Annotated in this window: 13 protein-coding genes; 8 read left to right on the forward strand and 5 right to left on the reverse strand. The window is 41.9% G+C overall.

Going from position 1 to position 13,712, the window contains the following annotated elements; genetic code table 11:
• Positions 1-26 precede the first annotated feature (26 nt).
• Positions 27-2,399, forward strand: coding sequence for a phosphoenolpyruvate synthase (ppsA, locus tag PSV17_RS09235; protein WP_300481836.1), 2,373 nt, complete (start codon positions 27-29; stop codon positions 2,397-2,399).
• Between the two features lie 27 nt (positions 2,400-2,426).
• Complete coding sequence (locus PSV17_RS09240; protein ID WP_300481837.1) at positions 2,427-3,233, forward strand: pyruvate, water dikinase regulatory protein; 807 nt, start codon at positions 2,427-2,429, stop codon at positions 3,231-3,233.
• Positions 3,234-3,299: 66 nt separating this feature from the next.
• Here the strand turns inward: PSV17_RS09240 and PSV17_RS09245 are convergent, their stop codons facing one another.
• Positions 3,300-3,830: a glutathione peroxidase gene (locus tag PSV17_RS09245; protein WP_300481838.1), complete on the reverse strand. Its 531-nt coding sequence runs from the start codon at positions 3,828-3,830 to the stop codon at positions 3,300-3,302.
• Between the two features lie 84 nt (positions 3,831-3,914).
• Positions 3,915-5,288 (reverse strand): chromate efflux transporter, encoded by a 1,374-nt coding sequence (gene chrA / locus PSV17_RS09250; RefSeq protein ID WP_300481839.1) that lies wholly within the window; start codon positions 5,286-5,288, stop codon positions 3,915-3,917.
• Between the two features lie 131 nt (positions 5,289-5,419).
• Here chrA and PSV17_RS09255 point away from each other — a divergent pair, with 131 nt between their 5' ends.
• From PSV17_RS09255 to mltF, 6 genes are all read left to right on the forward strand, one after another.
• Positions 5,420-5,797 carry a hypothetical protein gene (locus PSV17_RS09255; RefSeq protein ID WP_300481841.1) on the forward strand — a complete coding sequence of 126 codons (378 nt, stop codon included), beginning with the start codon at positions 5,420-5,422 and terminating at the stop codon, positions 5,795-5,797.
• Between the two features lie 3 nt (positions 5,798-5,800).
• Positions 5,801-6,307: a transcription elongation factor GreB gene (greB, locus tag PSV17_RS09260; protein ID WP_300481843.1), complete on the forward strand. Its 507-nt coding sequence runs from the start codon at positions 5,801-5,803 to the stop codon at positions 6,305-6,307.
• A gap of 11 nt (positions 6,308-6,318) precedes the next feature.
• Positions 6,319-7,410, forward strand: a complete 1,092-nt coding sequence (gene earP, locus PSV17_RS09265) for an elongation factor P maturation arginine rhamnosyltransferase EarP (RefSeq protein WP_300481846.1) — start codon at positions 6,319-6,321, stop codon at positions 7,408-7,410.
• A gap of 57 nt (positions 7,411-7,467) precedes the next feature.
• Entirely contained in the window at positions 7,468-8,028 is a 561-nt protein-coding gene (efp, locus tag PSV17_RS09270) for an elongation factor P (RefSeq protein WP_300481849.1), read from the forward strand.
• Between the two features lie 143 nt (positions 8,029-8,171).
• On the forward strand, positions 8,172-8,849 hold the full coding sequence (gene rpiA / locus PSV17_RS09275; protein WP_300481852.1) for a ribose-5-phosphate isomerase RpiA: 678 nt from the start codon (positions 8,172-8,174) through the stop codon (positions 8,847-8,849).
• 8 nt (positions 8,850-8,857) lie between these two features.
• Entirely contained in the window at positions 8,858-10,318 is a 1,461-nt protein-coding gene (mltF, locus tag PSV17_RS09280; RefSeq protein WP_300481854.1) for a membrane-bound lytic murein transglycosylase MltF, read from the forward strand.
• Positions 10,319-10,320: 2 nt separating this feature from the next.
• On the opposite strand, the gene serS is transcribed toward mltF, so the two are convergent.
• From serS to lolA, 3 genes are all read right to left on the reverse strand, one after another.
• Positions 10,321-11,601, reverse strand: a complete 1,281-nt coding sequence (serS, locus tag PSV17_RS09285) for a serine--tRNA ligase (protein WP_300481856.1) — start codon at positions 11,599-11,601, stop codon at positions 10,321-10,323.
• Positions 11,602-11,700: 99 nt separating this feature from the next.
• The gene (locus PSV17_RS09290) at positions 11,701-13,053 is read right to left on the reverse strand and encodes a replication-associated recombination protein A (RefSeq protein WP_300481859.1); all 1,353 of its coding nucleotides are present in this window, start codon (positions 13,051-13,053) and stop codon (positions 11,701-11,703) included.
• Positions 13,054-13,083: 30 nt separating this feature from the next.
• Complete coding sequence (gene lolA, locus PSV17_RS09295) at positions 13,084-13,701, reverse strand: outer membrane lipoprotein chaperone LolA (protein WP_300481862.1); 618 nt, start codon at positions 13,699-13,701, stop codon at positions 13,084-13,086.
• Positions 13,702-13,712 lie beyond the last annotated feature (11 nt).

The following is a 13,712-nucleotide window of genomic DNA, read 5'->3' on the forward strand; positions in this document are numbered from 1 at the left end:
CCCGTTCGAACATCTAAGGAACTATCATGTCAGTCCACGTTATTCCATTTGAAAATCTCAGAAATATAGACGTACCTTCAGTTGGCGGTAAAAACGCTTCATTAGGCGAGATGATTTCGCAACTATCAGCCAAAGGCGTGCGAGTGCCAACTGGTTTTGCAACTACAGCAGACGCATATCGTGAGTTTTTAGCACAAAATGGTTTAGACGTTAAAATCAACGCAGCACTTGATGCTTTAAATGTGGATGATACACAAGCACTCGCCATCTGCGGCAAACAAGTACGTGACTGGATTATGGCAGCACCCTTCCCAGCAGCACTGGATAAGGCAATTGCTGAAAACTATGAGTTGCTTACTGCAAAATCTGGCAATGGCGCAACTTTCGCGGTACGCTCATCTGCCACAGCAGAAGATTTACCAGACGCTTCATTTGCAGGTCAGCAAGAGTCTTTCTTAAACATCCAAGGTTTAGATAATATCTTGCACGCAATTAAAGAAGTGTTTGCTTCTTTATACAATGACCGCGCGATTTCATACCGCGTTCATAAAGGCTTTATTCATGCAGACGTAGCCTTATCCGCTGGTGTGCAACAAATGGTGCGTAGTGATATTGGCTGTGCAGGCGTGATGTTCACGATTGATACAGAATCTGGTTTTAAGGATGTTGTGTTTATTACTTCATCATATGGTTTAGGCGAAACAGTGGTACAAGGTGCGGTAAACCCTGATGAGTTCTACGTACACAAACCAACCCTGGCATTAGGCAAACCTTCAATTGTTCGCCGTACTATGGGTTCTAAACTTATTAAAATGGTATTCTCTGACGCAACTCGCGCAGGGAAAAGTACTAACACCATTGACGTAGATCCTATTGATAGCGATCGCTATTCATTATCCAATGAAGATGTACTTGAATTAGCTCGTTACGCCATGACGATTGAAGCCCACTATGGCTGCCCAATGGATATCGAATGGGGTAAAAATGGCGTTGATAACAAGCTTTATATCTTGCAAGCGCGCCCAGAGACTGTGAAATCACAAGAGTCACTCAATAATGTGACTGAAACTTTCAAATTAAACAAACACAGCGAAAAACCATTAGTGGTTGGTCGCGCTGTTACGCAAAAAGTGGGTGTTGGCCCTGTGCGTATTGTGTTAGATCCAGCAGATATGCACTTAGTGCAACCTGGCGATGTTCTAGTGGCCGACATGACTGACCCTAACTGGGAACCTGTGATGAAACGCGCTAGCGCGTTAGTCACTAACCGTGGCGGTCGCACCTGTCATGCAGCGATTATCGCTCGCGAGCTAGGTATTCCTGCAATTGTTGGTTCTGTTAACGCAACAGATGTATTACGTGAAGGCGAAATTGTTACGGTTTCTTGTGCTGAAGGTGAGTCTGGCTTTGTCTATCACGGTGCGATTGATTTTGATGTTAGCACACAAGCAACCGCGACGCTTCCACCAGCACCTTGCAAAATCATGATGAACGTTGGCAACCCAGACATGGCGTTTGGTTTTGCAAAAACACCTAATGACGGTGTAGGTTTAGCGCGTTTAGAGTTCGTGATTAACAACATGGTTGGTATACATCCGAAAGCTATCCTTAACGTTGATGCAATGCCACAACATATACAAAAAACCATCAGAAATCGCGCTCGCGGTTATGCTTCACCTAAACAATTTTACATTGATAAAGTTGCTGAAGGCGTAGCAACCATTGCTGCGGCATTCTATCCAAAACCAGTGATTGTGCGTACGTCAGATTTCAAATCAAACGAGTACAAAAAGCTAGTGGGCGGCGAGATTTACGAGCCAGATGAAGAAAACCCAATGATTGGTTTCCGTGGCGCAGCGCGTTACATGGCAGAAGACTTTCAAGAATGCTTCGCTATGGAATGTACAGCCATGAAAAAAGTACGCGATGAAATGGGCTTAACCAACGTAGAGTTGATGATTCCATTTGTGCGTACGTTAGCAGAAGCCAAAGCTGTGACTGAAATCATGGCGGCTAATGGCCTTGAACGTGGTCAAAATGGTTTGCGCTTGATTATGATGTGCGAAATCCCATCAAATGCCATATTAGCCGAGCAATTCCTTGAATACTTTGATGGCTTCTCGATTGGCTCTAACGACCTTACACAACTTACATTAGGTATGGATCGTGACTCAGGTATTCTCGCTGACGGCTTTGATGAGCGTAACGAGGCGGTAAAAGAGTTGATTAGAATGGCAATTCATACATGCAATCGCTTAGACAAGTACGTAGGTATTTGTGGTCAAGGCCCATCAGACCATCCTGACTTTGCAGAATGGTTAGTGGCTGAAGGCATACAATCAATGTCATTGAATCCTGATACAGTGGTCAGCACTTGGCAAAGACTAGCAAAGAAATAACAGGCTAAAATAATAAAGGTTGCTGTAATGCTAAAACGCACTGTATTTTTCGTTTCAGATGGTACTGGCATTACAGCGGGCGCCTTAGGGAAGTTGTTGGAACATTTTCCCGGCACCCACTTCACGCCAGTGCGCCTGCCTTTCACTGATACTCTAGATAAAATCAAACAAGCGCAAGAGGACATACTCAAGGCGGCTGAAGAAGATGGTGGTCGCCCAGTAGTGATTATGTCTTTAGGTAACATGGAGTTACGTAACACACTTAAGCAATCTAACGCATACTTCATTGACTTATTTAATACATTTATTGATCCACTAGGCTTAGAGTTAGATCAGCAACCTCTCACAGGCGCGGGTATTGCCCATAGCGTGATGGGTACGAAATACAATGACCGTATGGAAGCCATTAATTTCACGCTGAATCATGATGATGGCATGACTAATTCTGGTTTAGAAGAAGCACAAGTTATTCTCATTGGTGTTTCTCGTTGTGGAAAAACTCCAACTAGCGTTTATCTGGCGATGCAGTTTGGCATTAAAGCTGCTAACTACCCGCTGATTCCAGAAGACTTTGAACGTGGTACTTTACCAGCTGTGCTGAATAAACATATGGATAAAATATTCGGCCTCACCATTAAGCCTGAACGCTTGCATGCGGTACGCAATGAACGCAGATCTGGTAGTTTCTATGCCTCACTAGATAATTGTCGTAAAGAGATTGCCACAGCAGAAACTTTAATGCGGAATGCTGGCATTACATGGGCTGATTCAACCAGTCGCTCAGTGGAAGAACTCTCTGCAATCATTATGGAAAAAACACGTAAGCACGTTTAAAAAATATTAAATGACCAACAAAAAAGGTGCTATATGCACCTTTTTTGTTGGTCATTTAGACAATCATTATTTCAAACTTGGTTTTATCTTAGCTAAAATTTCCGAAGACTGGGGCGTCACCTCACTGCTATACGCGTAAACATTTTTTCCACCTGGTTGAATCACATATTTATAAAAATTCCATTGCGGTTCTTGGCCTGTTTTAGCAATTAACTGCTTATAAAATGGATTGGCTTTCGTACCAGTGACCGAGCTTTTAGTCATCATCGGAAACTTAACCGCATAAGTTAATTTGCAGAAGTCGCCGATTTGCTTATCATTACCTGGCTCTTGCTTAAAATCATTGGATGGAAATCCTATCACCAACAAGCCTTTGCTTTTATATTGGCTATACAAACCCTCAAGCGCTTCAAACTGCGGCGTGAAGCCACATTTACTCGCCGTGTTCACCACTAAAATAGGCTTATCTTGATAATCACATAGATTGATTTTCTCACCTTGCAAAGTTGTAAACTGATGATTATAAAGATCTAAGCAAGCAGCGTTAGCCATATGTGATGTTCCAAATAGTAGAACTGAAAGTAAAGTTTTTTTCATGTGAAATTGCCTATTTATTTTATATCAACATTATGTTTTTAATTTAACAACTGCATTTCAGACTAGGCAACGCTAATTTCGTTCTTAAATCAGATAACTTAATGCCAAACCAATCAATGCATATGCCAGTATCAGTTTAATAATACTGATTTTAAGTTTATATAAAGCCATAAAACCAACGATGGCTAAAACTACTGCTAACCAATCAATATGCATTGTCGATTGCGGAATAGTTAATTGATTCGGCATAAAAACATGCATAGCAAAGAATAACGCCAGACTCAAAATCACCCCTACCACGGCCGCTGTAATGGCGGTAAGGGGTGCAGTAAATTTTAGATTATTTTGCGTACTTTCAATGAATGGTGCACCTAAGAATATAAACAAAAATGAGGGCAGAAACGTAAAAAAAGTCACAACGCTAGCCGCTACCACGCCCGATAGCAATAAGTTATCAATACCGAATACATGTTGCGTCCAACCTCCCATAAAACCTACAAATGCCACCACCATAATGAGTGGACCTGGTGTGGTTTCCCCCAAGGCTAAACCATCTATCATTTGAGTAGCACTTAACCAATGATAATGGTCCACAGCGCCTTGATACACATAAGGCAAAACCGCATATGCTCCGCCAAAGGTTAGTAGCGCAGCTTTGGTAAAGAACCAGCCCATTTGTGTAAGCGTCGCTTGCCAACCATAGACCGCCATTAACACAGCCATGGCGAGTATCCATATTGTTATGCCCACCACGAAAACCTTTACTAAATGTCGCAAGTTAAATTTTGCATGTTTAGGCGCAGGAGTATTATCATCAATCACAGCTTTACCAAAGCTTTTGTCAGAAGCTTGATGGCCACCACCCGCACTAAATGTAGCGGGTGAATATTTACTCCCTATATAGCCAATTAAAGCGGCAAACAGGACAATTAATGGGAAAGGCAGCCTGAGTAAAGTAATCGCCACAAAAGCGGCTAGAGAAATCAGCCACAGCCATTTATTTTTTAAAGCACGACTACCAATTCTATAAGCTGCGAATAGTACAATCGCCACCACAGCAGGTTTAATGCCATACAATACGCCAGCAACCAAGGGCTGATTACCGAAGCGCAAGTAGATGAAAGTAAGAGCCATGAGAATAAAGAATGATGGCAATACAAATAAACAGCCTGCAATTAAGCCACCCCAAGTTCGATGCATGAGCCAACCGATATAAGTGGCCAATTGTTGCGCTTCAGGACCTGGCAAGACCATGCAATAGTTTAACGCGTGTAGAAAGCGCTTTTCAGAAATCCACCGCTTTTTCTCCACCAAATCGTGATGCATGATAGAAATTTGCCCTGCAGGTCCACCAAAGCTAATAAAACCAAGTTTTAGCCAATACCAAAAAGCTTCCTTAAGCGTTGGTGTGGCAGGCGCCTCTTCATTTGGTGTTTGAATATTATGATGAAGACTCACGCATGACCTCGGCTATAGTATATTTGTGTTGAGAAATACCCGTTTCAGATTAATGTCTGAACAGGTATTATCTGATTTTATCTTGGTTACACGAATTAATCACATGTGCTCACAAAATTTTAAGGTCGCGTATGTTCAGTAATTTAAAAAGCTTATTAAAGTATGCTGTTCTGATAGTGGTTATTCCAATTACCCTTTTTGGACTTTACACATGGGCAAGCGTTAACTGGGTTTACTCTTCAGGCGAACGCGCAGGCTATGTACAAAAATTCTCCTTAAAGGGTTATATATGTAAAACATGGGAAGGTGAGATTGTTCTAGTTTCCATGCCAGGCACTCAAGCTGAGAAATTTTTGTTTACCGTTAAGGACGACGCCATCGCAAAAATGGTGAACGACTCCTTAGGAAAGCGCGTAAAAATCAGCTACGAAGAGCACAAAGGCATTCCAAGTGCATGCTTTGGTGAAACACCATATTTTGTTAATAACATCAGCGTTTTAGAGAAATAGCTTTTGCAAAAAAAACCAGTATCAGACGAAAAGAACTACATCACGCCTGAAGGCCACGCGGCGATTGAGGCTGAGTTTACCGAGCTACTTAAAGTGGAGAGACCTGCGCTAGTGAAAGTGGTTTCATGGGCGGCAGGCAATGGCGACAGAAGTGAAAACGGCGATTATATCTATGGCAAAAGACGCTTGCGCCAAATTGACAGCCGTTTACGCTTTTTAATGCAACGCATGGATTTAGCGGTCATTGTAGACCCCGCCGCGCAGCAAGGCTTAGAGAAAGTGTTCTTCGGCGCATGGGTGACCTTATTCTCACTTAAAGACGACACTGAGCATACTTACCGCATCGTTGGTAAAGATGAATTACAGCCGTCACGTGGCTACATTAGTTGGATTTCCCCACTGGCGCGCGCCCTACTCGGCAAACAAATTGGCGACACAGTCAAAGTCAGCGTACCCGCTGGTGAAGAAGAGTACGAAATCATCGACGTTCAGTACAATCCACCTAGTTAAACCATCGCTATATGAGTCATCACAAAGCCAATCGCTGGGATGTTTTTTGCCGTATTGTCGATAATTTTGGCGACATTGGTGTTTGCTGGCGCCTTAGCCAGCAATTAGCGTGTGAGTACCATTTGCAAGTCAGGCTCTTCATTGATGATTTAGCCGCTGCAATTAAGATTATTCCCGCATTAAATTGCGAACTTAATTCTCAGATAATCAATCATGTAGAAATCCTAACTTGGCAAAGCGCCATTACCATTCAACCGGCTGACGTTGCGCTAGAAACATTCAGTTGCGAACTACCCGCTGATTATTTAGCTGCAATGCAAGGCAATACGGTATGGGTGAATTTAGAATATTTATCTGCCGAGTCTTGGGTAGCAGATTTTCATGCTAGGAGCTCGAACAATACCAAGCCTGCACGGCATTTTTTCTTTCCAGGATTCACAGAAGCCACTGGCGGCTTAATTCGTGAAGCTGATATTTTTCAAAATAATCAGTTAACTGCAAAGAATAAAGAAGTAGAAACTGGTGTTTTAAAAGTATCTCTTTTTTGCTATCCACATGCACCTGTATCTTACTTGTTGAATGCCATGGCTGAATCAAATCAACCTGTTGATTGTTACGTACCGAACAGTAGTATTTTGCCTGCCATTGCTGATTTTTTTAATTTAAATACCGTTGAAACAGGTTCTAAGCTAAGCACAAAAAACCTAACTTTACATGTTTTGCCTTTTTTAAGCCAAGCTGATTACGACAAACTCCTTGTGAGCTGTGACATTAATTTTGTGCGCGGTGAAGACAGTTGGATACGCGCCATTTGGGCAGGCAAACCCTTTATTTGGCAACCCTATTTACAAACAGAAAATACACACATTACTAAACTAAATGCGTTCTTAGATCTGTTTTACGCTGAATATAAGACCGATGCCAAAGCCGCTATCTACAATGCCCATTCAGCTTGGTCCACAGATGATATAACTACCGAAATCTGGCAAAGTTACTTACAGGCACTCCCAGTAACGAAGCCATATACGCTCAATAAAGCAAGTGAGCTAGCGACACAAACAGACCTAGCCTCTAAGCTGGTGATTTTTTTGCAAAAATTGTGAGTTAAGGTATAATTCGCGGCTTTATTATTTAACCTAATTCAATCAGTAAGGCATCTCATGAAAACAGCTCAAGAACTCCGCGCCGGTAACGTTATTATGGTCGGCAATGACCCATTAGTAGTGATTAAAGCCGAATATACAAAATCTGGCCGCAGCACGGCTGTGGTAAAAATGAAATTTAAAAACTTGTTAACTGACACCCCTAGCGAAACTATCTACGGTGCTGGTGACAAATTTGAAGTTGTTATCCTTGAGAAAAAAGAAGCCACTTACTCTTACTTTGCTGACCCTAGCTATGTATTCATGGATGCAGAATACAACCAATATGATGTAGATGCAGAGTTTATGGCAGATGCGCTTCCTTACCTTGAAGATGGAATGGCAGTTGATATTCGCTTTTACAATGAGAAACCAATCTCAGTAGAGTTACCAACAACAGTGGTGCGTGAAATCACTTACACTGAACCAGCAGTTAAAGGTGATACATCAGGCAAAGTAATGAAACCAGCTAAAATTGCATCGGGCTTTGAATTTCCAGTACCGTTATTTTGCGCACAAGGCGATAAAATTGAAATCGATACTCGCACTGGCGAATACAGAAACCGCGTATTGAAATAAAGCACTAGTAATTTTTTCCTACTGGAAATATATAATCAGGGAGCAAACCAGCTCCCTTTTTTTATGCCCAAAAATGCATATTCACGTTAATATACCTAGACACATAAAAAATAAATATAATAAAAAAAGAATTGGAGAATGTAATGAACGACAAACAATTGGTCGCTTTACAGGCCGCAAAGTACGTTAAAAGCGGTATGCTTATTGGTTTAGGCACAGGCTCTACAGCGAATTATTTTATAGAAGAACTCGCCCGACTACAGCGTGAAGAAGGTCTAAAAGTCACTACGGTAGCCAGCTCAACCATCAGTGCCATCACCGCACAATCACTTAATTTACCTATTGTCGCTTTAGAGCATATCAGCAGTATCGACTTATATGTAGATGGCGCCGATGAAATCACACCTGACATGACTTTGCTAAAAGGCCGAGGTAGTGACTTAGTTAAAGAAAAATTACTGGCTAAAGCTGCCGCAAAATTCATTGTGGTGGCTGATGAAAGCAAGCTAGTAAGTCAGATTGGACAAAATTTTGTAATTCCGATTGAAGTCATTCCGTTTGCTTGGCAACTCACAAAGAAAAGCCTGGAACTAGCAGGCGCACATGGTAACTTAAGACCGAATGCTGCAAAAGATGGTTTTTGGGTGACCTCTCACGGCAGTTATGTGCTCGACATGACATTTGAGAAATCACTAGATGCCAAAACTCTGAATGATTTAATCAGCAATACTCCTGGCGTGGTTGAGCACGGCATTTTTTATGGCTTAACTGATGCAGTATTTATTGCAGCAAATGGCCTTGTAAGTGAGCGTTGGATTTAATTTACGCGATGCGTATATATAATAAAACATACGCTAGTCAATTTAGCCATTTGATGCGCTTGTCTTTTTTTGTGATTGTTGGTGTGTTCGTGGCGGCTTGTGATACATCCAATGATCAATCAAAACAATCAGTTAAGCAACACAAACAGCCCGCATTAAACAGTAATGAATTGGTATTTGTCACTCATAATGGTCCTGCCACTTATTATCTAAATGGTGATAATGAATATGCTGGCATTGAATATGACTTAGCGACGTTGTTTGTAAAAAAGTACGCTCCCGAGTATCAAATCAGATTTCTATTGGTTAATAGCATTAGTGAAGTTATTCCTACCTTACTTAAAGGTCAGGCAAATATTGCCGCCGCAAATCTTTCTGTGACACATCTGAGGAAGGAGCTTGTCCAATTTGCTAAGCCCTATCAAGAAACGCAGCAGCAGCTCATTTACAATAATGAAAATAATACCAAGCCGCGCAATTTAGCTACCATTGTCGACAAAAGCATCGCTGTACCCATAGGAACAAGTTTTGCTGAACGCCTGAGCGAGATTCAAAAAGATCAACCTCAATTAAAATGGCAAGCTTTACACCAAACCAACTCTGAACTACTGTTAGACCAAGTGGCTAATGGCGTTTTAGATTTTACAATCGCGGATAGTCATTTGGTTGCCATGATGCAAAACTATTACCCAAACTTATCAGTGGGCATGTCTTTAGGCAAACCAGAGAAAATAGCTTGGGCCTTACCAAAAAACTCTGACCCAAAACTAGTTAAAAAGGTAAATAAATTCTTCGATAAAATTCGTCAAGACGGCACATTACGCAACTTGTTAGACCGTTATTACGGCAACAGCAAAAGGTTAAATACTCAAGACATTACAGCGTTTCTTAAGCTATCAAATAGCCTGTTGCCTAAATATGAACACCTATTTAAACAAGCGCAAGAAACCACAGGAATTGATTGGCGCTTACTAGCGGCGGTGAGCTATCGTGAGTCGCACTGGGATACATTTAGCACCTCTCCTACTGGCGTACGTGGATTAATGATGCTCACGGAAAGTACCGCTGACTTAATGGGCGTGACAGATAGACTAGATCCTAAACAAAGTGTGCCTGCAGGCGCTAAATATATTGTGAAGATGATAGATACCGTACCAGAGCGTATTCCAGAACCAGACCGCACCTATATGGCGCTGGCAGCCTACAACATTGGTTATGCCCATGTTGAAGATGCTAGAGTATTAGCAAATCGGTTGAATTTAAATCCAGACAGTTGGGCTGATGTTAAAAAAACTTTGGTTATGCTTAATGACCCTGAATATTACACCACATTAAAATACGGCTACGCCAGTGGCGGCGCACCCGTAATTTTTGTGGAGTCTATCCGTAGTTATCAGCGTATTTTAGAGCGCTATCAACCAAGTCACCCGTCCACCAACAATTCGTTTAAAATTGCGCAGACTGATTAACTTTATTTAGAAATACTCAGTTTTTCCAAACCGTTCATGTATGGTCTTAATACTTCAGGCACTGTTACACTGCCATCTGCATTTTGATAGTTTTCTAGCACAGCTACCAAAGTGCGTCCGACTGCCAAGCCAGAGCCATTAAGCGTATGCACTAATTCAGGTTTACCGCTTTCATTTCTAAAACGCGCTTGTAAACGACGTGCTTGAAATGCCTCGCAGTTTGAAACTGATGAAATTTCACGATAAGTATTTTGCGCAGGCAACCATACTTCCAAATCATAAGTTTTAGTTGCACCAAAGCCCATATCACCCGTACACAGTGAAACCACGCGATACGGTAAAGCTAAAGCTTTTAAGATATTTTCAGCGTGCCCTACCATCTCTTCAAGCGCGGCATAGCTGGTATCTGGATGAACTATTTGAACCATCTCAACTTTATCAAATTGGTGTTGACGTATCATGCCTTTGGTATCGCGGCCATAAGACCCCGCTTCAGAACGGAAGCAAGGCGTATGCGCAGTGAGTTTAATAGGCAATGATTCTAAAGGCACGATTTCGTCACGCACGGTGTTTGTGAGTGTGACTTCAGAAGTTGGGATTAAATAAAGCTTACTGTCGTTATGCTGTAAGCTAAATAAATCTTCTTCAAATTTTGGTAACTGACCAGTCCCCGTCAGCGTTTCCGCATTGACCAAATATGGCGTATAGCACTCTTCATAACCATGTTGATTAGTTTGCGTATCCAACATAAACTGCGCCAATGCACGATGCATTTTCGCAATCTGACCACGCATTAAGGTAAAGCGTGAACCTGAAAGCTTAGTGCCAGTATCAAAATCTAAACCTAATGGCGTGCCAACATCGGCATGGTCTTGCACTTCAAAATCAAATGTGCGCGGTGTTCCAATTTTACGCACTTCTACGTTATCTGCTTCTGACTTACCTTGTGGAACACTTGAGTGAGGTAAATTTGGTACGTTTAATAGTAAATTTTGTAAGTTAGTTTGCAACTCAATCAAACGCGCTTCATCCGCTTTTAATTGGTCGCCTAAGCCTGCTACTTCAGCCATAATTGCGCTTACATCTTCACCTTTAGACTTTGCGATGCCGATTTGCTTAGACGTGTTATTGCGTTTAGCCTGTAATTCTTGCGTGCGGGTTTGTACGGTTTTACGTTCGTTTTCTAAAGTTGTAAAACTTGCTGAGTCAAACTCAAAACCACGCGCTTTCAATTGGCTAACAACGCCGTCCAAATCAGTTCTTAACGCTTGTATATCTAACATCTATTTTCCTAAGGTTCTGTCATTCCGTGCTTGACATGGAATCCAGCGTCTTTAAAGCAGCTAGATTCCGACTTTCGTCGGAATGACATATTAAATATATTATTTCTTCGTTTTATTACTTAATTCCGCTTTTTTAGCTAATGCTTGCTTATCGAGCTCTTTTAAGTGTTTCAATTTTTCCGTAATTTTACCTTCTAAGCCGCGTGGTGTGGGTATATAAAATTGGGGTACAGTATTTTTATCGTGCAAATCATCAGGAAAATAATCCACGCCTGCCGCGTAAGCCTCTGGCTCATGATGGGCGTAGCGATATTCTTTGCCGTAATCTAAAGCCTTCATAAGCTTGGTTGGCGCATTTCTTAAGTGCAGTGGCACTGGGCGTGACTTGTCTTGCGCGACGAAGGCTTTAGCCTGATTGTAGGCGTTATAAGATGCGTTACTTTTTGGCGCAACGGCTAAATAAATGACCGCATTAGACAATGCCAATTCGCCTTCTGGCGAGCCAAGTCGCTCAAAAATTTGGCAGGCCTCAATCGCCATTCCTTGCGCGCGCGGGTCAGCTAAACCAATATCTTCAATCGCCATACGTACTATTCGGCGACCTAAATATAAAGGATCTGCGCCGCCATCAATCATGCGTAAAAACCAATACAAAGCCGCGTCTGGATTAGAGCCACGTACCGATTTATGTAAGGCTGAGATTTGGTCGTAAAATGCTTCGCCGCCTTTATCGAATCTACGTAATTTGCTCGCCATTGTGGTTTGCAAAAAAGCTTCATCAATCTCGGTGACCCCTGCGCCCTCAGCCGCATTAAACAAGCCTTCAACAAAGTTTAATAAGCGCCTTGCATCGCCATCTGCATAGGCTAATACTTGTTCGCGAACGTCATCTACGAGTTTGACATTTTCAGCAACCAATTGCTGAGCGCGGTCTAACAATAACGATAATTCAGCCTCAGATAAGGCATTAAGAACAAACACCTGCGCACGGCTTAATAAAGCACTGTTCACTTCAAACGAAGGGTTTTCGGTAGTCGCACCAATAAAAGTGATTAAGCCGCTTTCAACAAACGGCAAAAATGCATCTTGCTGACCTTTATTGAAACGGTGTACTTCATCAACAAACAATATCGTTTTACGACCATGCTGCTGCAAGGTAAGCTCAGCGCGCTCTACCGCCTCACGAATATCTTTAATGCCAGATAGCACGGCAGAAATAGGGATGAAATTAGCCTCTGCGGTATTGGCAATTAGTCGAGCTAGAGTAGTTTTACCAACACCAGGCGGCCCCCACAAAATCATGGAGGGCAACTTTCCCGACTGAAAGGCTAATCTAAGGGGCTTATTGGCGGCTAGTAAATGTGACTGCCCAACCACTTCATCTAAAGTTTTGGGGCGCAAACGCTCGGCTAGCGGCGCATCTGGCTGGTTTGGGGTAAATAAGTTACTCAAAATACTTTCATTCAATAGTTAAAGCGCTTATCACTCACCAACAACATCAACGCCTTGTGGCGCTTTGAATAGAAAAGTTTTAGGATCAATTACTGGATTATGCACAACGTTGCTAAACAAGATTTTGGTTTGATGGCCGAAGCTGTCTATCATGTCCATTTCCTGCAAAACATCATTTTTAAAAGCTAATAATATTTGATTAAAACCCGTGTCAGAATCTTTAGGATTGGTGCTCACCCAATCAAGACCGTCTTTTCTGAATGCATTCACTAAATTAAAGTTTTTATCTAGGCTATCACCACCCGCTAAAAGTGCCGCAGGACTTGAACCTAAGGCTTTACTTAACTCGCGTACAGAAACCTGAGCTAACTCAGTATCGTAAAGCCATACTTGCTTACCATCACTGATAATTTGCTGTTCATACGGTTTATGATAATTCCATTTGAATTTATTTGGGCGCTTTAACTGCATCTCACCAAAAACTTCTTGAATTTTTTGCCCCTGTTTATCCGTAACAATTTGGTGAAAATCCGCTTTAACCGCATGCGTATTCTCATAAAACTTTTTAAGGCTAGATACGCCATCAGCTTGTGCAGCGAATGGCAACATTAACAAACAGCTCAATACTGCAGCTTTTAATTGACTCATTTAATTCCTTT

It is taken from the genome of Methylotenera sp. (assembly GCF_029946165.1).
Lineage (GTDB): Bacteria > Pseudomonadota > Gammaproteobacteria > Burkholderiales > Methylophilaceae > Methylotenera.

Excerpts from the sequence above, each read along its gene's own strand:
- PSV17_RS09255 (WP_300481841.1), top strand. The coding sequence starts at position 5,420 with ATGTTCAGTAATTTAAAAAGCTTATTAAAGTATGCTGTTCTGATAGTG.
- lolA (WP_300481862.1), bottom strand. The coding sequence starts at position 13,701 with ATGAGTCAATTAAAAGCTGCAGTATTGAGCTGTTTGTTAATGTTGCCA.
- PSV17_RS09245 (WP_300481838.1), bottom strand. The coding sequence starts at position 3,830 with ATGAAAAAAACTTTACTTTCAGTTCTACTATTTGGAACATCACATATG.
- serS (WP_300481856.1), bottom strand. The coding sequence starts at position 11,601 with ATGTTAGATATACAAGCGTTAAGAACTGATTTGGACGGCGTTGTTAGC.
- PSV17_RS09240 (WP_300481837.1), top strand. The coding sequence starts at position 2,427 with ATGCTAAAACGCACTGTATTTTTCGTTTCAGATGGTACTGGCATTACA.
- rpiA (WP_300481852.1), top strand. The coding sequence starts at position 8,172 with ATGAACGACAAACAATTGGTCGCTTTACAGGCCGCAAAGTACGTTAAA.
- efp (WP_300481849.1), top strand. The coding sequence starts at position 7,468 with ATGAAAACAGCTCAAGAACTCCGCGCCGGTAACGTTATTATGGTCGGC.
- mltF (WP_300481854.1), top strand. The coding sequence starts at position 8,858 with ATGCGTATATATAATAAAACATACGCTAGTCAATTTAGCCATTTGATG.
- ppsA (WP_300481836.1), top strand. The coding sequence starts at position 27 with ATGTCAGTCCACGTTATTCCATTTGAAAATCTCAGAAATATAGACGTA.
- earP (WP_300481846.1), top strand. The coding sequence starts at position 6,319 with ATGAGTCATCACAAAGCCAATCGCTGGGATGTTTTTTGCCGTATTGTC.